Consider the following 17922-nt stretch of genomic DNA (forward strand, 5'->3'; position numbering starts at 1 on the left):
GCGGCTTCGCCGCTTGCCTGGCGGTGGTGCCGGTTGTGCGGGAGCGGCTTCGCCCGCTTGCTTGGCGGTGGGGGTTCTGGTTGCCCCGGGCGAGCGTGGTGCGGGTTCGGGCATAGGGTGGGGGCGTGGCACGAGCTGACGGGCGGAGCGACGACGAGCTCCGCGAGGTGCGGATCACCCGGGGATACCAGGACTGGCCTGCCGGTTCGGTGCTGGTCGAGTTCGGCCGGACGCGGGTGCTGTGCGCGGCCAGCGTCCAGGAGGGCGTGCCGCGCTGGCGGACCGGCTCCGGGCTGGGCTGGGTGACCGCCGAGTACGCGATGTTGCCCTCGGCGACGAACACCCGGAGCGCCCGCGAATCGGTGAAGGGCCGCATCGGCGGTCGCACCCACGAGATCAGCAGGCTCGTCGGCCGGTCGCTGCGCGCCTGCATCGACCTGTCCGCGTTGGGCGAGAACACCATCACCCTGGACTGCGACGTCATCCAGGCCGACGGCGGCACCCGCACCGCGGCCATCACCGGCGCCTACGTGGCGCTGGCCGACGCGATCACCTGGCTCGGCGCCGCGAAGCGGCTGTCCGACCCGAAGCCGCTGTCCTGCGGGGTCGCGGCGGTGAGCGTCGGCGTCGTGGACGGCCGGGTCCGGCTGGACCTGCCCTACGAGGAGGACTCCCGCGCCGAGGTGGACATGAACGTGGTGGCCACCGACCACGGCACGCTGGTCGAGGTGCAGGGCACCGGCGAGGGCGCCACCTTCACCCGCTCCACGATGGACACCATGATCGATTACGCGCTGGCGGGCTGCACCCGGCTCGCCGAGCTCCAGACCGAGGCGCTGGCCCAGCCCTACCCCGGCCCGCTGCCCGGGGGCAAGGCGTGACCCGGCTGCTGCTGGCGACCCGCAACACCAAGAAGCTCGTCGAGCTGCGGCGCATCCTCGACGCCGAAGGGGTGCACGGCGTGGAGGTCATCGGCCTCGCCGACGTGCCGGAATTCCCGGAGGCGCCGGAGACCGGCGCGACCTTCGAGGACAACGCGGTGGCCAAGGCGGCCGACGCGGCGCGCGCCACCGGGCTGCCCGCCGTCGCCGACGACTCCGGTCTCGAGGTCGACGCGCTCAACGGGATGCCCGGGGTGCTCTCCGCGCGCTGGAGCGGCAGGCACGGCGATGACCAGGCCAACCTGGACCTGCTGCTCGGCCAGCTCGGCGACGTCCCGGACGAGCGCCGGGGCGCGGGCTTCGTCTCCGCGGCGGCCCTCGTGCTGCCCGACGGGACCGAGACCGTGGTGCGCGGCGAATGGCGCGGTACCCTCGTCCGGGCCGAGCGCGGCGCGAACGGCTTCGGCTACGACCCGATCTTCGTCCCCGAGGGCGAGACCCGCACCAGCGCGGAGCTCACCCCCGAGGAGAAGGACGCCGACTCCCACCGCGGCCGAGCCCTCCGGCTCCTGCTGCCCGCCCTGCGGGAGTTGGCTACCGGATCCAGGTGACGCGCACGCCGGGGCCGAGCTGGTCGAGCCCCCGGTAGGTGCCCCGGCGGTGGAGCTTCAACCGCAGGTCCAGGTCCGCCAGCGGCGCCAGGTCGAGGCCGTCGCAGTACGACAGGTGGAGGTCTCGCAACGAACTCATCGAGCGCACCGGTGTGAGATCGAGGGTCGGTGGATGGCGGGACAGCACGAGCTTCGCGAGTTCCATGCTCGGCAGCGGTTCCAAGTCGGTGAGCGATCCCATGAACACGTAGAGCTCTCGGATACCGGTGAAGTTCGGCAGTACCTCGGCCAAGCCGGAAGTGTCGCTGGTCGACACCGACAGCGAGTTCAGCCCCTTGTGCGTGCTGAACGGGCGCAGGGCCGACGCCCGGTGAACGTTGTAGACGTGGAGGTAGTACAGCGACTTGATGGAGGCGGCGGGACCGTAGTCGACATCCAGCGGTTTGCTGCTCAGAGCGAGCCCTCGCAACGGCGGGCACCCTTCGAGGAACGAGAGATCCTCGAAGGGTGCTTGTTGGACGAGGACCAAGTCCGTGAGTTGCCGCAGCCCCGAGAGGACGTCGAGGTCGTGAAATCGGACTCGGGTGTCGAGCATGACCGATTGCAGCCCGAGGTGCTCTTCGAGTGGTCGCAGGGAGATCTCGCCCGCATCGTGGAGGCTCAGCGCCGACAGGTGGCGGGCGTGGCTGAGCGGGCTCAGGCCGTGTTCCCCGCTGCCTGTCACAGACACGTTGAGATCCGCGAGTTCCCGCACGTGGTGCAGGTGCGGGAGCAGGCCCCACTCCCGCACGAACAGGTCCCCTCCGTCGAGTGGTGCGTTGGCGAGCACGCTGCGCGCGTAGCTCTCCGGTTCGAAGAGGGGCCACCTTTCGGCGAGCTCGCGTTGCACCGCCGCACGTTCGTCCGCGGCGAAGCGGGAGAGCTTGTGCAGCGCTTCCGGCCCGTTGACCAGTGCGACGGTGCGGACGGTCGCCGCTGCCTGCGCCTCGGTGAGCGCGCTGAGGTCGTCCGGGAGGCGGTCCAGCACGGGTTCGCCGATCGTCGCCAAGGACTGGCTTTCCCGATGGCTGCGCGGCGGTACGAGCGCCCCGATCGCGGCGTCCAGCCGGTCCGAGACCTCGGGTGGGAGGTCGTGGGCGGATTCCCGGCAGGCCGCGGCGAGCAGGCGCAGCCGTCGTCGCGGCTTCGGCCTGCCGGAGTCGGCGCGGTCGAGCACGCCGTTGAGCAGGTCGGCCCGCCCCCGGCGGTTGAGCAGACCGGCGGACATGATCACCGTCTCGCGCCACTGGTCGGAGTGCGCCTTCTGGACCAGGAGTCCCACGTGGCTTTCGTCGGCGGCTTTGCGGGCGGCGAGGAACTCCTGGAAGGTCCGGTGCACGAAGTCGACGCGACCTTCGGCGGGTTCGCGGATGACGCCGCTGCGCTCGATGAGGTGAGTGAGAACCGCTTCGGGCTCGGCGGTCTTGGCCGCGAGCAGCGCGAGCGCCTGCTCGCGGGGGAGCTCGGCCCGGCCGTTGAGGTTGAGCCAGAAGGCGAGTTCCTGGAGCAGGACGAGCTTGTCCCGGTACTCCAGCGCGACCGTCGAGGGGATCTCGCGGACCGAGTCCCGCCGGTCCAGGATCATTTCCAGCGCCGCCTCGTAGAGGCCCTTGCGGTCCCGGGGGAGCTCGCCGCCCCGGTCGAGGTTGAGCGCGCAGAGCATCGCGCACATCAGCGGGCTGCGGGCGAGGCTGCGCAGGTGCGGGCGCGCGTCGAGCTTGGCGAGCAGACCCCGGTGCTGCTGCTCGACCTCGGCTCGGCTGAACGGCAGCGCCCCGGTGTCGGCGGCCAGCAGCGCGTCGTGCCAGCGGCGCAGGAATTCCCGCACGTCGCCGGGCGTGAGCTGTTCGAGGTCGACGGTGGTGAATCCTTCGGAGCGGAGCCACTTCGTTCCCGCAGCCGCCGGGCGCGAGGTGATCACGATGCGGGTGTCCGGGTAGCTGGTGAGCAGGGCGTCCAGCCAGCGGCGCACCTTCGGCCGCTCCGCGGCGGTGAGCTCGTCCACGCCGTCGACCAGCAGTACCACCCGGCCCGCGGTGAGCTGGCGGTGCATCCACCCCTCCGGTGCCGGTCCCGGCATCGGCCCGTCCGGTTCGTCGAGGAAATCCTCCGGCCTGGGCAGCGCGCCGCCCGCGTGGCTGCGCAGCTTGATCAGCACCGGGACGCGGTCGTTCCAGCTGGCGAGGTCCGGGCCGAAGTCACCGCGCGCGGCGCGCACCGCGATCCAGCGCAGCAGGGTGCTCTTGCCCGACCCGGCGTCCCCGCGCACCAGGGTGCGCTGGGTCAGCGACAGCGCCGCCTCCACGCGCAGGCTCCGGGCCCGGTCGTCGTGGCCGGTGAGCCAGTGCTCGTGGTGGTCCGGCTTCGGGAGCCCGCCGCTGACCGTCAGGCTCAGGTAGGCCACCGAGAGGCGGGTGCGCGGGCGGAAGTTGCGGACGCTGACGCCGATGAGCTCCAAGTCGTCGTGGTGCCGGGCGAGGAGGTCGAGGTAGCGGCGGCGGAACGCCTCGTCGTGGTCGGTGCCGGACGGGGCGTCCAGGCTGGTGACCGGCAGCCGGTCCAGGACCTCGCGGACCTCGGCGAGGATGCCGGTGGCGCGGCGCAGCGATTCCTCGGCGAGCCGGGCGTCGTACTCGGGGAGTTCGCGGACCAGGTGGACCAGTTGCACGCAGCCGTCGTCCAGCGCGCGGTCGAACAGCGCCCGGCCCACCTCGCCCAGCCCGGTGCGCGGGGCGGCCGGGGGGACCTGCCGCCGGACCCGGCGGGCCAGCCGCACCGGGTCCAGGTCGGCGCCGAGCAGCGCGGTGTCCGACAGGTCGGCCTCGGCGAGCGCGTCGGCCACCGCGTCCAGCGCGGCGACGCGCTCGTGCTCCGGCAGGGCGGCGAACTCGCGGTCGCAGAGCTGCTCCAGGCGGTCGCCGACGTGCTCGGCGACCTCGTCGAGCCTGCGGTGCAGGCCGCGCCGGTCGCGTTCGCGGAGCCCGCCGAAGCGGAAGCCGATCAGCTCGGTCAGGTCCGCACCGCGGCGCACTTCGGCGCGCTTGCGACCGAGCCACGTCCGCGCCACCTGCCCGACCACCGCCGAGCCGAGCCGCAGCGCCGCGCTTTCCACACCGGACACGTGAACCTCCGTTCTCGTTCCGGTGATCTTCCCGTCACCCCGAGTGACACCACAAGCCGGGGGTGTGAGACGGCTCGCCCCATCGGGAGGTCGGCGGCACCGACCGGCTAACTTGCGAAGTCGTGCTGACCGAATCGCTGGAACTGGCGCTGCTGATCGTCGTGGGGTTCTTCTCCGGGGCGATCAACGCCGTGGCCGGGGGTGGCTCCCTGCTGGTCTTCCCCGCGCTGCTGGCGACCGGGATGCCGCCCCTGGTCGCGAACGTGACGAACTCCGTCGCCCAGGGGCCCGGGTTCGTCGGCGCGGCGGTGAGCCAGCGGGCGGACCTCAAGGACTCGCGCAAGCGGCTGTGGCTGACCACGGGCGCCGCGGCGGTGGGATCGGCGATCGGCTGCGTGCTGCTGCTGGTGCTGCCCGGTTCGGTGTTCGACGCGGTGGTGCCCGCGCTGGTCGGGCTGTCCGCGGTGCTCATGGCGTTCCAGACCACCATCCGCCGCTGGATGGGCAGTCCCGAGGCCGGCGGGTCCGACCGGCTCGTGCTGCTGACGATCGGGATCTTCCTGGCCTCGATCTACGGCGGGTACTTCGGCGGGGCGCGCAGCGTGATCCTCATCGCGATCCTGGTGCTGGCCGCCTCCGACGTGATGCGCAGGCTCAACGCGCTCAAGAGCTGGCTCGGCATGGTGGGCAGCGCCGTCACCCTGGTGGTGTACGCGCTGGTCGCGCCGGTGGACTGGATCGCGGTGCTGACCCTGGTGCCCACCACCGTGCTCGGCGGGTTCGTCGGCGGCAAGCTCGCCCAGCGGCTCCCGGCCAACTTCCTGCGCTACCTGGTGGTGGTGATCGCCGCCGCCGTCGCCGTCTACCTCGTCGTGGACTGAGCCGGGCGGGGCGCCCGGGAGGTCCCGGACGCCCCGCGCGCGATCAGACGCCGAGCTCCTTGCGGAGCCGGTCGACGTGGCCGGTGGCCTTGACGTTGTAGAGGGCGGAGCCGATCGTGCCGTCGGGCCGCACCACGAACGTGGAGCGGATCACGCCCTGCACGACCTTGCCGTAGTTCGTCTTCTCGCCGAAGGCGCCCCACGCCGTCATCACCGATTTGTCCTGGTCGGACAGCAGCGGGAAGGTCAGGCCCTCCGCATCGCGGAACGCCGCCAGCTTCTCCGGCTTGTCCGGCGAGATGCCGACCACGTCGAAACCCGCCTCGTTGAGCGGCGCGAGGCTGTCCCGGAAGTCGCAGGCCTCCTTGGTGCAGCCCGGCGTGCTGGCGGCGGGGTAGAAGTAGACGACCAGGGAGCGGTCCTGGTAGTCGGCCAGCGCCACGGTCTTGCCGTCCGCGTCGGGCAGCGCGAAGTCGGGCGCCTGATCGCCGACGGAGAGTCGTTGTTCGGTCATGCGCCCGACGCTAGCCGATGCGTTCAGCGCGGCGGGAGGGTCGCTTCCGCGGGACCGACCTCGGTCACGTGGGTCACCTCGGCATGCCGGGTGCTCGGTTGCTCAGCGGTCGTCGCGAGATAGCCACCCACCAGCAGACCGGCGACTGCCGAGACCGTCACGGCGGTCGCGCAGAAGGTGTAGACGCGGATGCTCACCGCTGTTCCTCTCTCAAGTTGGGGCGTGCGACGTCGTGGAGATCGCGGGATTCACCGGAATCGTTACCGCTTTCACCCGCCCGGGTGGTGACGTCCTCGAGTTGCAGGTAGCCGGGTGCCCGCGTAGACGGGACAGGGTCAGCCGCAGATCCGGAGGGGCCCATGCCAACAGTCGCCGACCAGTTCATCGACGTGCTCGTGCAGGCGGGCGTCGAACGGATCTACGGCATCGTGGGGGACAGCCTCAACCCCGTGGTGGACGCGGTGCGCCGGACCGAGGGCATCGAATGGGTGCACGTGCGGCACGAGGAGACCGCGGCCTTCGCGGCCAGCGCGGAAGCTCAGCTCACCGGGCGGCTCGCGGTGTGCGCGGGCAGTTGCGGCCCGGGCAACCTGCACCTGATCAACGGCCTCTACGACGCGCACCGCAGCGGAGCCCCGGTGCTCGCGCTGGCCTCGCACATCCCGTCGGAGCAGATCGGCACCGGGTTCTTCCAGGAGACGCACCCGGAGGAGCTGTTCAACGAGTGCAGCCACTTCTGCGAGCTCATGTCGCAGCCCGCCCAGATGCCGCGGCTGCTGCGCACCGCGATGCAGACCGCCGCCGGGCGGCGCGGGGTGTCGGTGCTGGTGCTGCCCGGCGACGTCGCGCAGCAGGAGGCGGTGCGCGCGACCGGGCACGGCGTGGTGGACTGCGCGCCGCCCACCGTGGTCCCCGCCCCCGCCCAGGTGGAGGCGCTGGCCGACAAGCTCAACGGGGCCGAACGCGTGATGCTGTTCTGCGGCGCGGGGACCCGCGGGGCGCACCAGCAGGTGATGGAGCTGGCCGAGGTGCTCAAGGCGCCGGTCGGGCACGCGTTGCGCGGCAAGGAGTGGATCCAGTACGACAACCAGTACGACGTCGGGATGAGCGGGCTGCTCGGCTACGGCGCCTGCTACGAGGCGATGCACCGGGCCGACCTCGTGGTGCTGCTGGGCACCGACTTCCCGTACGACAACTTCCTGCCGCAGGCCAACACGGTGCAGGTGGACATCGAGCCGGCGCACCTGGGACGGCGCACGGTGCTGGACCTGGCCGTGCAGGGCGACGTCCGGGAGACGATCGAGGCGTTGCTGCCGCTGCTGGAAACCAAGCAGGACCGCTCGTTCCTGGACCGCTGCCTGCGGGAGCACGCCGAAACGCTGGAGCGGGTGGTGTCGGCCTACACCCGCGACGTCGAGTCGCAGGAGCCCATCCACCCCGAGTTCGTCGCCGACGTGCTCGACGACGTGGCCGCCGACGACGCGGTGTTCACCGTGGACACCGGCATGTGCAACGTGTGGCAGGCGCGGTACATCACGCCGAACGGGCGGCGGCGGATGCTCGGGTCCTTCGTGCACGGGTCGATGGCCAACGCGCTGCCGCAGGCGATCGGGGCGCAGCAGACCGACCGGCGACGGCAGGTCATCTCGATGTCCGGGGACGGCGGGCTGTCCATGTTGCTCGGTGATCTGCTGACGCTGCGCACCCACGACCTGCCGGTGAAGGTGGTCGTCTTCAACAACTCCTCGCTGGGCATGGTGAAGCTGGAGATGCTGGTGGACGGCATGCCGGACTTCGGCACCGACCACGACGGCATCGACTACGCGGCCATCGCGACGGCCGCCGGTCTGCACGCGGTGCGGGTGCAGCGGCCGTCGGAGGTGCGGGAGGCGCTGGCCGAAGCGCTGCGCCGCCCCGGTCCCGCGTTGGTGGACATCGTGACCGACGCCAACGCGCTGTCCCTGCCGCCGAAGATCACCAGCGCTCAGGTCAAGGGATTCGCCCTGGCGGTCAGCCGGACGGTGCTCTCCGGCGGGGTCGGCAAGATGGTGCAGCTCGCCCGGAGCAACCTCCGGAACGTCCCCCGTCCGTGAGCGTTCGTCGCGGATGTTTCGGAGCGGACGCCCGAACGGATCGGAACCGGTCGGGTGATCTTGAGTGCGAAGTTGATCACGTGACGTGAGATCGCGGGCGCGCCCGGTCGGAGCCCGGCGAGTTCTCCCGGGCAGCTCGGCGGCCGGGTCAGCGCGAGCGCGGTTTCGGGCGTGGCCGCCGGGGCCTGCTCGCCACCCACCACGCGGCGAAACCCGCCCCGAACAGCAACGCCCAGAGCAGCACGGACGCCGCGAGAAGGTAGTACATCTGCTGAACACCCCCTGGTGCGGACCGCTTCGTCGTCCTCGCACCAGCATCCGTTGGAATATGCCAAATCGCTAGATGTCACAAGGGTGACGGGGTGATCACCTGGTGTGGACACGCGGAGGAGACTGTCCGCATGACAGTGAGCCCCACTGTGCGTCGCCGTCGTCTGGCTGCCGAGCTCCGCCGCATCCGGGGGCGGGCGGAGGTCACCCAACAGCAGGCTGCGACGCACCTCGGCTGCACCCAGGCCAAGATCGGACGGTTCGAGACGGCCAAGCGGTCGCCCTCGGTCGGTGACGTCTCGGCGCTCCTGGACTTCTACGGAGTGGACGGTTCCGAGCGGGAACAGCTCGTGAACCTGGCCCGCGATGCGCGCAAGCGCGGGTGGTGGCATTCCTACAGCGACGTCCTGCCCGAGTGGTACGAGACCTACGTCGGGCTGGAGGCGGAGGCATCGTCGATCCACACCTACGAGTCCGAGGCGATTCCCGGTCTGCTCCAAACGCGCGAATATGCGTATGCCATTACTAAATCCACGCTCATTCGAGCGGACGACTCCGAAATAACCCGAAGAGTTGATCTCCGCATACAACGCCAACAACGCGTTACCGGTTCCAACCCTCTCGAGTTGTGGGCAGTGGTGGGTGAAGCGGCGCTGCGCCGTTGCGTGGGCGGTGCGGACGTCCTCCGCAGACAACTCGAGCACGTCATCAAACTGGTGGAATTACCGCATGTGACCCTTCAGGTCATGCCCCTGGACGCGGGTGCTCACCCGGCACAGGCCGGGCCGTTCGTGATCCTGCGTTACTCGAATCACATCGACCCGGACGTGGTTTATTTGGAGACTCACGTGGGCGGCCTCTACCTCGAAAGAGAGATAGAACTGCACAACTACGTGACGATGATGGACCATTTGCGGGCTCATGCGATAAGCCCTGAAGGGTCTCTGCAACTCATCAACGAACGCATTGGAGAGCTTTAGGATGGGATACATCACCGACTGGCGCACGAGCACCCGCACCCAGGGGCAGGGCCAGTGCGTCGAGGTCGGCTTCGGTGCCGACTGCGTGGGCATCCGGGACACGAAGGATCGTGCCTCGGGGCACCTCATGATCGCACCGCAGCGCTGGTGGGAGTTCGTCAGCGAGATCAAGCGCGGACAGTACGACTGCTAGGCGCACGTGGCTCCGCTCTGCCGGAGCGGAGCCACCGCTTCCTCACCGATCGGACCGCGCGTTCCCTCCTCTCGCCACGTCAGCGCCGTTCCAGGAACGGCGCCAGGATCCCCGGAGCTGCTTCGTCGGCGAACTCCAAGCCATCCGCCGAGAGGACGTCGTGGACGTGGTAGACCCCGCGCCCCGCCGCCGTGGTGGCCCCCACGGTGATCAGGTCGGAGCGCCGCTGGAACATCGACTGCTTGATCCGCCACCCGATGATGCCGCTCCGCTGGAGGGCGACGGTGCGCCGCAAGCCCGAACCCGACCGGCTCACCAGGTACCGCTCGCCCAAGGCGCGTCCCAGACCGCGGTAGGCGTCCACCGCGAAGCCCACGCCCACCGCGAGCACCGCGACCGGGACCACCACCGCGAGCCACACCGGGACCAGGTCCAGCACGCCGAGCACCACGGCGGCGATCACCACCGGGAGCGCCCAGAGGACGGCCCAGTTGAGCCGTCGCCGCAGCGCCGCGCGCGGGTGGCCGCGCAGCGCCAGGGCGGTCGGTCGTTCCTCGTCGCGCAGCACGTTCGCGGCGACCTGCTGCGCCACGCCCCGAGGGGCGGGCGGGAGCAGGGTGTTGTTGTCCGGCTGCTTGTCGCCCTTGGACTCGCTGAGCCCGGTGGTGACCGCGTGCACCCGCGCCCCGCGGACCCACCGCAGCAGCAGCGGTTCGACGAGCTCGACGCCGCGCAGTCGCCGTTCCTCCAGCGAGATCGACCTCGTGGTGAGCAGACCGCGCCGGACCCGCAGCGTGTCCCCGCGATCGCGGGTCAGCCGGAAGCCCCACCACGCCTCCAGGGAGAGCAGCAGCGAGCCGAGCATTCCGGTGAGCAGCACGACGGCCGCGCTCGCGAGGACGATCAACCACAGCGGGATCGACGTCGCCGCGGTGTAGACGGCGCCCCAGAACCCGAACGCGGTCAGCAGCTCGGAGAACGAGCCGACCGCCGAGGCGATCGCACCCCACACCACCGCCATCATCGACAGGGTCAGGGCCGAGTAGCCGAACCACGCCGGCCGCATCACCGCCAGCGCGCCGTCGGGTGTTTCCTCGGCGGCCTGTTCCTGCGGTGCGGTCGCGCTGCCGTAGAGCAGTTCCTGCCGGAGCGCTTCGGCCACCGGCCGGGTGACCGCGTCGAGCTTCAGCTCGGTGCTGCCGCTGCCCTGGCTCCCGGCACCGACCTTCAGCACCGCTAGGCCGAACACCCGGTGCGCCGGACCGGCCGTGATGTCCACGCTGCGGATCCGGTCGCGCGGGACCGAGCGGTGGCTCCGGGTCACGGCGCCCGTGCGCATCTCCAACCGCTCGCCGGTGACCCGGTACCGGGTGAAGTACCAGCTCGACGCGGTGAGGCCACCGATCGCGACCGCCGACGCCAGCCAGATCCCCAGCGTCGTGAGCACGGCCGTCGGCTCCGCTCCGGCGATGAGCATGACCGCCAGGGCCGGGAACATCGGGGCCAGCACGAGCGCCAGCACGGCCAGCACGACCTTGGGATCGAGCCGCTGCCAGTCGTCGTCCGCCGCGGCGTTCATGTCGCATCTCCCGGGGTCGCCTGGGTGGTTTCGGTCAGCCTGGCGACGACGTCCGCGGCGACCTGCCGGTCCAGCCCGTCGATGGTCAGCGGCCCGGCGGCCGAAGCCGTGGTGACCGTGACGCTGGACAGGTTGAAGAGCTGCTGCAGCGGGCCGCGCACGGTGTCGACGGTCTGGATGCGCGACATGGGCGCCACTCGCCATTCCTGGCTGAGCCAGCCGGCGGACGCGTAGACGGCGTCCTCCGTGGTCTCCCAGCGGTGCACCCGGTACCGCCACTGCGGCATCACGCCGATGTAGGCCAAGCCGAGGACACCGACCACCACCAGGGCGAGTAGCAGCCAGAACCGCGCGGGTGGGATGAGCAAGGCGCACACCAGGAGCGCGGCCAACAGCGGGAGGACGAGCAGGGCGGCTTGCGCGGTCCACCACGCGATGGCGCGTCGCTCCACGCGGTGACGGGGTGGTCGGAGCTGGAGCGGAGGTCGTTCGGCGGGCACTGCGGCCTCTCTTCCGTCGAGCGGGGCGAGGTTCCATTGTGGCAGCACGGACATCACAGGAACCGCAGTTCAGGCCATATCGAGGACCACGGGCCCTCGCGCCCGGTGCACAACCAGTAGCTCGTGGTGGCCTCGCGCACCAACCGGACTTCGGCGAAGTGCTCGCGCAGGCGGGACGGGTCCTTCCCCACGTAGAGCACCGAGTCGACGTGCTCGGCGGGCGGGCCGAAGTACCCGTAGCCGCGGTGCGGGCTGTGCACCGGCGGCACTTCGGTGCCCCGCGCGCCGACCTCGATCGTCGCGGCGCTGATGTAGTTCTCGACGACGAGGCCGAGGTCCGAGCGCTGCTGGGCGGGGAGCTGCCGGTACGTGCTGATCGTTTCGGCGATGATCCGCTGATCGTTCATGGCTCCGAAAAGGGAGGTGAGGCCGCCGCTGGCGACGATCGAGGACCCGGCCAGCGCGATCGACAGCGCGTAGGCGGGCCACGCGGTCCAGCTCAGGCGCGGCGTGCGTCCGCGGGCCCGCACCGCCTCCCGGCGGCGTTGCAGCCCGACCGCACCGGCGGCCATCGCGATGCCGTACAGGCCGATCAGGTAGTACGGCCGCCCGGCGGTGGCGACGAAGAACACGTACAGGAACACGAAGGCGATCCCGAAGAACCGGTAGCTCCGCAGCTCGGCGGACCGCAGCAGCCGCCAGAGGCCGTAGCTCAGCAGGAAGAGGCCCGCCAGCCCGGCGTAGACCAGTTGCGATGCCGCGGTGCCCGCTCGCCCACCGGACAGCAACGAGGATTCCCCCGCCACCACCGCTCCCATCGCGAGCTGCGGCCAGCCGTGGAACGCCTGCCAGAGCAGGGTCGGCAGCGCGATGAGCAGGGCGATGCCGGCACCGCCCCACAAGGCCGGACGCCGGAGCAGCGCCCGCGGGCCGAAGAGGGCCACCCCGGCCAGCAGCACCGCGCACAGCAGCAGGACCTGGAACTTGGCCTGCACGGTGATCCCGACGACGACGCCGAGCAGCAGGAGCAGCCGGTCGTCGTCCCGACCCGCCCGGTGCAACCGGATCCACCGCACCAGCACGAGCGTGATCAGCAGCCAGAGCAGCGGCTCGACGGTGTAGGGCGTCAGCCAGTGGCCGACGGTGCTCACCCACAGGCCGGTCGCGGCGGCACCGGAGGCCAGCACCTGGGCCCGCCGGTCGGCTCCGAGCTCCCGCGCGATCAGGGCCGTCACGACCACGGCCGCGGCCGTGGCGAGCACGGCGGGCAGCCGCAGGACCAGCAACGAACCCGGTGCGAGCAGGTCCATCGCCGCGGCCAGCAGCGGCACCAGCGGCGGTTGGTCGGCGAAACCCCAGTCGAGGTGGAACCTGCCCGCCGCGAGCATGTACACCTCGTCGATCCAGTGCTGGCCGGACGCGCTGAACGCGAGGTGCAGCGCGGCGACGAGCCCGGTGATGGACAGCACCGGCCACCGGGCGAACCGGTGGTCCGGTGCGCCCGGCCGGCCCTCCGTCGCCACCGGGTCGATGAGCTCGGTTCGCATGGTCTCCCCCAGTCGTCGTGCGGAACGGCACCGAGTGAAGCCCGGGCGAGCACCTCCGCGACACGGCCGCCGGTTGTCTCCTGCCTGGCCGAAAGTCGTGCCGTCTCGTCGCCCTCACAACTTTCGTCTAGAGCTGTGGGCGGAAAGGCGGTGATTCCCGGTTCGGCAGCGCGATCCTGCCTAGTGTGGTGACCGTGAAGCGTCCGCTGTGGCGGCTGCTCTGGAACTCCAAGCGGGAAGCCGCGTTCGACGTCGCTCTCGTCCTGGGCCTCCAGGTGCTGGGCCGCGTCATGCTTTTCCTGTTCCCGTCCGACATCCCGGCGGGCACCTACGACTGGGCCGGCGGCACCTGGGCCGACGCCCTCATCATGCACGCGCTCACGCTCGGCTTGCTGGTGCGCCGGCGCTTCCCCGTCGCGCTGATGACCTGCGTCGCCGTGCTGACGCTGGTGCAGTCGGTGCTCATCGAGCTGGGCCCGGGGCCGTTGCTCGTGATCAACAGGTCTACTGACCCGTGGATGCCGGCGACCGCCCCGTGGACCATCTACGCCGCCATCCGCTACGCGCAGCCGCGCCGGCGGTGGATCTTCGCCTGGGACCTCGTCGCGATCACCTCGCTGCTCGCGGTGCGCCCGTGGGCCGAACCGCCGGGCGAGACGTTGGTCAACGCCGTCGTGCTCACCGTCCTCCCGTCGGTGCTCGCGCTGTACGCGCGCGCTCGCCACCGCTTGGTCGACGCGCTGCGCGAGCGCGCCGAGCGCGCCGAGCGGGAGCAGGAACTGCTCGCCCACCAGGCCCGCGCGGACGAACGAACGCGGCTCGCCGCCGAGATGCACGACGTGGTCACGCACCGGGTGAGCCTCATGGTGCTCCAGGCGGGCGCGCTCGGGGTGGCCGCGCAGGACCCGGAGACCCGGCGCGCCGCCGGGGAGCTGCGCGCCAGCGGGTGCGAAGCCTTGGAGGAGCTGCGGGACCTCGTCGGCGTGCTGCGGAGCGGCTCGGCGGAGCCCGCGGCCCCCGCCGAGGACGCCGCGCCGGAAGCGGTGCCCGGCATCGGCCAGCTCGTGAGCCAGTCCGAAGCCGTCGGGGTACCGGTGCGGCTCGTCGAGGACGGCGATCCCGCGCTCGTTTCCGCAGCCGTCGGGCGCACCGCCTACCGGGTGGTGCAGGAGGCGCTCACCAACGTGCACAAGCACGCGCCCGGGGCCGCGGTGACGGTGCGGACCATCTACAGCGACGAACGGGTCCGGTTGTTCGTGCGCAACTCGCCACCGCTGCTGGACGCGGTACCAGGGCTCGCGGGCAGCGGCTCCGGAACCGGCTTGCTCGGACTGCAGCAGCGGGTGGAGCTGGTGGGCGGCGCGTTCCGCGCGGGGGCGACGGACGAGGGCGGCTTCGAGGTGGATGTGATACTCCCCGCGTACGTGCCGACGGGGGAGGCGAGCGCGGATGCCTGACGCGATCCGGGTCGTGGTCGTCGACGACGAGCCGATGGTGTGCGCGCACCTGCGCACCATCCTCGGCTCGGTCCCGGACCTCGACGTCGTGGACGACGCCCAGGACGGTGCTGCCGCCGTGGAGTCCGTGGTGCGCCACCGCCCCGACGTGGTGCTGATGGACCTGCGGATGCCGGGCGTGGACGGCCTGGCCGCGATCGAACGGATCTGCCGGATGCCGGATCCGCCCGCGGTCGTCGCGCTGACCACCTTCGACGCCGACCAGAACGTGCTGCGTGCGCTGCGCGCCGGGGCGGCCGGGTTCCTGGTCAAGTCCACGCCGCCGGAGGACCTGATCGGGCTGGTCCGGGTGGCCGCCGACGGGCACACGGTGCTGTCCAGCGATGCCAAGAAGCGGCTCGTCGCGGCGTCCGCGCGCGAGCAGGACACCCGCAGGCAGGCGGTCGAGCTGGTCCGCAACCTGACCGAGCGCGAAGTGGACGTGCTCGGCTGCCTCGGCCAGGGGTTGTCCAACGCGCTGATCGGCGAGCGGCTGCACCTGTCGGAGGCGACGGTCAAGAGCTACGTCTCCCGGTTGCTCGTGAAGCTGTCCTGCGACAACCGGGTGCAGGCGGGACTGCTCGCCTACGACGCGGGACTGACCCCGCGCTGACCCGAGCGCGCCGGTCGTGCGCCTCGGCGGCGAACCGGCACCTCCGGTGGTCCGGTCTGGGTGCTGTGCGGTCGGCGTTCACCCGGGGGAATCGGCTGCCGCGCGGCACCTGCGCGGGAACCGCAGGTCGGGCGCGGTGGTGCGGGATGCCGAGCCGTCTCGCCGGGAGTGCGTTCGGGCGTCTCGCCGCCGCGCCCCCTAGGCCAACTAGTTGAACAAGTGACTACCGCATACCCCCCGAACGGGCCTGGAATATTCCGTCCGATCTTCGGTACACCAGGGGGCGCACGTCCGTTCATGTGGCAGTCGGGGCCGCGGACGTGCGCCGCCGGTTCGGGGATCGGTGGCAACGCTGGTCGGAGGGGTCCGGCCGCGACTGGAGGTATCCCCGGTGCGAATCGGGGTGCGCCGGGGATATCTCCGCCGATGTCCGTTTTCCCTGCTGCACTGGGAAAACCGGCAGATTCGATTGCTTTGGGGCGGCTGCCGCGCGCCGCTATCGTGCCTGGAAGTCCTGCGTGATCAGCCGTCCGGTCCCGTGGCCGGCACGACAGACAGGAGAGCACGATGGCCCCAGCCCCTCGCCGCTGGACCAGGCTGGCCGGTGTCGCCGCCGCCTTGTTCACCGCCGCCGCCACCGCAGGCGTCGCGCAGGCCGAGCCCGCGCCGGACGTCACGCCGTTCATCGTCGGCGGCCAGGACGCCGACATCCAGGACCACCCGTTCACCGTCGCGCTGGTGACCCCGTCGGGCCAGCAGTTCTGCGGTGGTTCGCTGGTCGCCCCGGACAAGGTGCTCACCGCGGCGCACTGCACCGCGGACTCCCGGCCCGCCGAGATCAACGTGGTCAGCGGCCGGACCGTGATGTCCTCGAGCGAGGGCACCGTCTCCGAGGTCACCGACGTCTGGGTGCACCCCGAGTACCGGGCCGCCTCCGAGGGCTTCGACGTCTCCGTCCTGACCTTGTCGGCTCCCGTCCAGGAGGCTCCCATCGAGCTGGCCACGGCCGACGACCCCGGTTACGCGCCGGGCACCGAGGCCACCATCCTCGGCTGGGGCAACACCTCCGAGGGCGGTGCGAGCGCCGACCACCTGCAGCGGGCGACCGTGCCGGTGAACTCCGACGCCGACTGCGGCAGCGCCTACCCCGAGTACGACCCCGGCGCGATGGTCTGCGCGGGCTTCCCGGAGGGCGGCGTGGACACCTGCCAGGGCGATTCCGGCGGCCCGATCGTCGCGGGCGGCAGGGTGATCGGCGTCACCTCGTTCGGCAACGGGTGCGCGCGACCGGGCAGCCCCGGTGTCTACGCGCGGGTCGGTGCCTACCACGACGAGATCGTCGCCCAGCTGGGCTGACACCAGCGGCGGGGCGGGTCGGTGCGCACCGACCCGCCCCGCCGCGGGCATCGACGTCGCCCTTTCCTGCGGAAGACGGTGCGGACGAGGTCGTCGCCACCGGGCAGGGTGGCCAGGCGCAGTCGGCGGACGGCGACCGCCCCGCTGGCGGTGGACGTGACCGGACTCCGCGTGCGGCCGGACTCCGCGACTGGCCCGCCGTCGCGACCGGACCTCCTCCACGGCCGATGCCCACTGGGCTCGGCTGTGGCCGCTCGCGACCGGACCTCGTCCGTGGCCGATGCCCCGCCGGGCTCGGCTGTGGCCGCTCGCGACCGGAACTCGTCCGTGGCCGATGCCCCGCCGGGCTCGGCTGTGGCCGCTCGCGACCGGAACTCGTCCGTGGCCGATGCCCCACCGGGCTCGGCTGTGGCCGCTCGCGACCGGGCCTCCTCCGTGGCCGATGCCCCACCGTGATCGGCTGCGGTCGTCGTCGCGACCGGGCCTCCGCCACAGCCGACGCCTCCCGGGACCGGCTCGGCAGCCGGTCGATCCCCACGGCCCGCCGCCGCGACCCGCCCCGGCTCCGCCGCCGGTCGCAGCGGCCGCCGCCGTCCGGAACCGCTCCGGCCGTTCGCTCGGGTCAGTTCCGCGCGCTGAGCCCGTCGTGGATGAGCCACTGCGCGAGCGCGTAGGTGGTCATCACCGCCGCATCGGTGAGCTCCGGACGTCGGCCGATCACCCCGAAGCGGCCGAGCCCGAGCAGCGCGTCCGAGGTGATGAACAGGGCGGCGCCCGCGGCGATGCGGCGCGCGCCGGGGCCGCGCACGGTGGTCGCGGCGGCGCCCATCGCGCCGATCGCGACGGCGTAGGCCCGCACCGGTCGGCCGAGCGGTCCCGCCAGCCGCCCGAACACCACCGCGCTGGTCGCGGTGAACACCGCCGCGGGGACCAGGTGCGCCGCTCGGGGCCGCCCGCCTCGCGCGAAGGCCGTCGCATAGCCGAGGTGGGCGAGGAGGAACGCGCCGAGCCCGGCGCGGAACGGCCGGTCGCCCTCGGCGAGCAGCGCGACATCGCCCGCCCAGGACCCCGCCAGCCCGATCGCCGCCCCCGCCCCGCGCGGCGGCCGTTGGGCGGCGAGCACCGGCATCAGGGCGGGTTTGGTGATCCGGCGCGCCGTCCGGGCGCCGCAGGCGGACAGGACGACGTCGGTCACCGAGGTCACCAGGTAAGCCGCTCGCACATCTCCTCCTCGGGTTGGCCCGTGTC

General features: G+C 71.9%; 16 protein-coding genes. 9 read left to right on the forward strand and 7 right to left on the reverse strand.

Going from position 1 to position 17922, the window contains the following annotated elements; genetic code table 11:
- Window positions 1-125 precede the first annotated feature (125 nt).
- Both rph and rdgB read left to right on the forward strand, forming a co-directional pair.
- Window positions 126-881, forward strand: coding sequence for a ribonuclease PH (rph, locus tag ABD976_RS13525; RefSeq protein ID WP_345362839.1), 756 nt, complete (start codon window positions 126-128; stop codon window positions 879-881).
- A complete protein-coding gene (gene rdgB / locus ABD976_RS13530; RefSeq protein WP_345362841.1) occupies window positions 878-1492 on the forward strand; it encodes an RdgB/HAM1 family non-canonical purine NTP pyrophosphatase in 615 nt (204 codons plus the stop codon). The genes rph and rdgB overlap by 4 nt, the downstream gene beginning before the upstream one ends.
- Here the strand turns inward: rdgB and ABD976_RS13535 are convergent.
- Window positions 1476-4652 (reverse strand): NACHT domain-containing protein, encoded by a 3177-nt coding sequence (locus ABD976_RS13535; protein WP_345362843.1) that lies wholly within the window; start codon window positions 4650-4652, stop codon window positions 1476-1478. The two genes, rdgB and ABD976_RS13535, sit on opposite strands and share 17 nt — an antisense overlap.
- 122 nt (window positions 4653-4774) lie before the next feature.
- Here ABD976_RS13535 and ABD976_RS13540 point away from each other — a divergent pair, with 122 nt between their 5' ends.
- The gene (locus ABD976_RS13540; RefSeq protein WP_345362845.1) at window positions 4775-5533 is read left to right on the forward strand and encodes a sulfite exporter TauE/SafE family protein; all 759 of its coding nucleotides are present in this window, start codon (window positions 4775-4777) and stop codon (window positions 5531-5533) included.
- Between the two features lie 43 nt (window positions 5534-5576).
- Here ABD976_RS13540 and bcp read toward each other — a convergent pair whose 3' ends face one another.
- Both bcp and ABD976_RS13550 read right to left on the reverse strand, forming a co-directional pair.
- The gene (bcp, locus tag ABD976_RS13545; RefSeq protein WP_345362847.1) at window positions 5577-6047 is read right to left on the reverse strand and encodes a thioredoxin-dependent thiol peroxidase; all 471 of its coding nucleotides are present in this window, start codon (window positions 6045-6047) and stop codon (window positions 5577-5579) included.
- Between the two features lie 23 nt (window positions 6048-6070).
- A complete protein-coding gene (locus tag ABD976_RS13550) occupies window positions 6071-6244 on the reverse strand; it encodes a hypothetical protein (RefSeq protein WP_345362849.1) in 174 nt (57 codons plus the stop codon).
- Between the two features lie 162 nt (window positions 6245-6406).
- Here ABD976_RS13550 and ABD976_RS13555 point away from each other — a divergent pair, with 162 nt between their 5' ends.
- The 3 genes from ABD976_RS13555 to ABD976_RS13565 all read left to right on the forward strand — a co-directional run bounded on the left by ABD976_RS13555 (window position 6407) and on the right by ABD976_RS13565 (window position 9583).
- Window positions 6407-8140, forward strand: coding sequence for a pyruvate dehydrogenase (locus ABD976_RS13555; RefSeq protein ID WP_345362851.1), 1734 nt, complete (start codon window positions 6407-6409; stop codon window positions 8138-8140).
- 401 nt (window positions 8141-8541) lie between these two features.
- Window positions 8542-9390: a helix-turn-helix domain-containing protein gene (locus ABD976_RS13560; protein WP_345362853.1), complete on the forward strand. Its 849-nt coding sequence runs from the start codon at window positions 8542-8544 to the stop codon at window positions 9388-9390.
- A 1-nt stretch (window position 9391) separates the two neighbouring features.
- A complete protein-coding gene (locus ABD976_RS13565; RefSeq protein WP_345362855.1) occupies window positions 9392-9583 on the forward strand; it encodes a DUF397 domain-containing protein in 192 nt (63 codons plus the stop codon).
- Window positions 9584-9662: 79 nt separating this feature from the next.
- Here the strand turns inward: ABD976_RS13565 and ABD976_RS13570 are convergent, their stop codons facing one another.
- From ABD976_RS13570 to ABD976_RS13580, 3 genes are read right to left on the reverse strand one after another with little or no spacing between them, the layout of a single operon-like run.
- Complete coding sequence (locus ABD976_RS13570; protein ID WP_345362857.1) at window positions 9663-11162, reverse strand: PH domain-containing protein; 1500 nt, start codon at window positions 11160-11162, stop codon at window positions 9663-9665.
- Window positions 11159-11716, reverse strand: coding sequence for a PH domain-containing protein (locus tag ABD976_RS13575; RefSeq protein ID WP_369775693.1), 558 nt, complete (start codon window positions 11714-11716; stop codon window positions 11159-11161). The genes ABD976_RS13570 and ABD976_RS13575 overlap by 4 nt, the downstream gene beginning before the upstream one ends.
- Window positions 11716-13209, reverse strand: coding sequence for a glycosyltransferase family 39 protein (locus ABD976_RS13580; RefSeq protein ID WP_345362861.1), 1494 nt, complete (start codon window positions 13207-13209; stop codon window positions 11716-11718). The genes ABD976_RS13575 and ABD976_RS13580 overlap by 1 nt, the downstream gene beginning before the upstream one ends.
- A gap of 194 nt (window positions 13210-13403) precedes the next feature.
- On the opposite strand from ABD976_RS13580, the gene ABD976_RS13585 reads away from it, so the two are divergent.
- The 3 genes from ABD976_RS13585 (at window position 13404) to ABD976_RS13595 (ending at window position 16674) form a co-directional block, all read left to right on the forward strand.
- A complete protein-coding gene (locus ABD976_RS13585; protein WP_345362863.1) occupies window positions 13404-14666 on the forward strand; it encodes a sensor histidine kinase in 1263 nt (420 codons plus the stop codon).
- Window positions 14659-15318, forward strand: a complete 660-nt coding sequence (locus ABD976_RS13590) for a response regulator (protein ID WP_345362865.1) — start codon at window positions 14659-14661, stop codon at window positions 15316-15318. Before ABD976_RS13585 ends, ABD976_RS13590 begins: the two co-directional genes overlap by 8 nt.
- Window positions 15319-15885: 567 nt before the next feature.
- A complete protein-coding gene (locus ABD976_RS13595; RefSeq protein ID WP_345362867.1) occupies window positions 15886-16674 on the forward strand; it encodes a S1 family peptidase in 789 nt (262 codons plus the stop codon).
- Window positions 16675-17296: 622 nt separating this feature from the next.
- Here the strand turns inward: ABD976_RS13595 and ABD976_RS13600 are convergent.
- Entirely contained in the window at window positions 17297-17896 is a 600-nt protein-coding gene (locus ABD976_RS13600) for a lysoplasmalogenase (protein WP_345362869.1), read from the reverse strand.
- Window positions 17897-17922: the final 26 nt, after the last annotated feature.

Source organism: Saccharopolyspora cebuensis (assembly GCF_039542665.1).
GTDB classification, from domain to species: Bacteria; Actinomycetota; Actinomycetes; order Mycobacteriales; family Pseudonocardiaceae; genus Saccharopolyspora; species Saccharopolyspora cebuensis.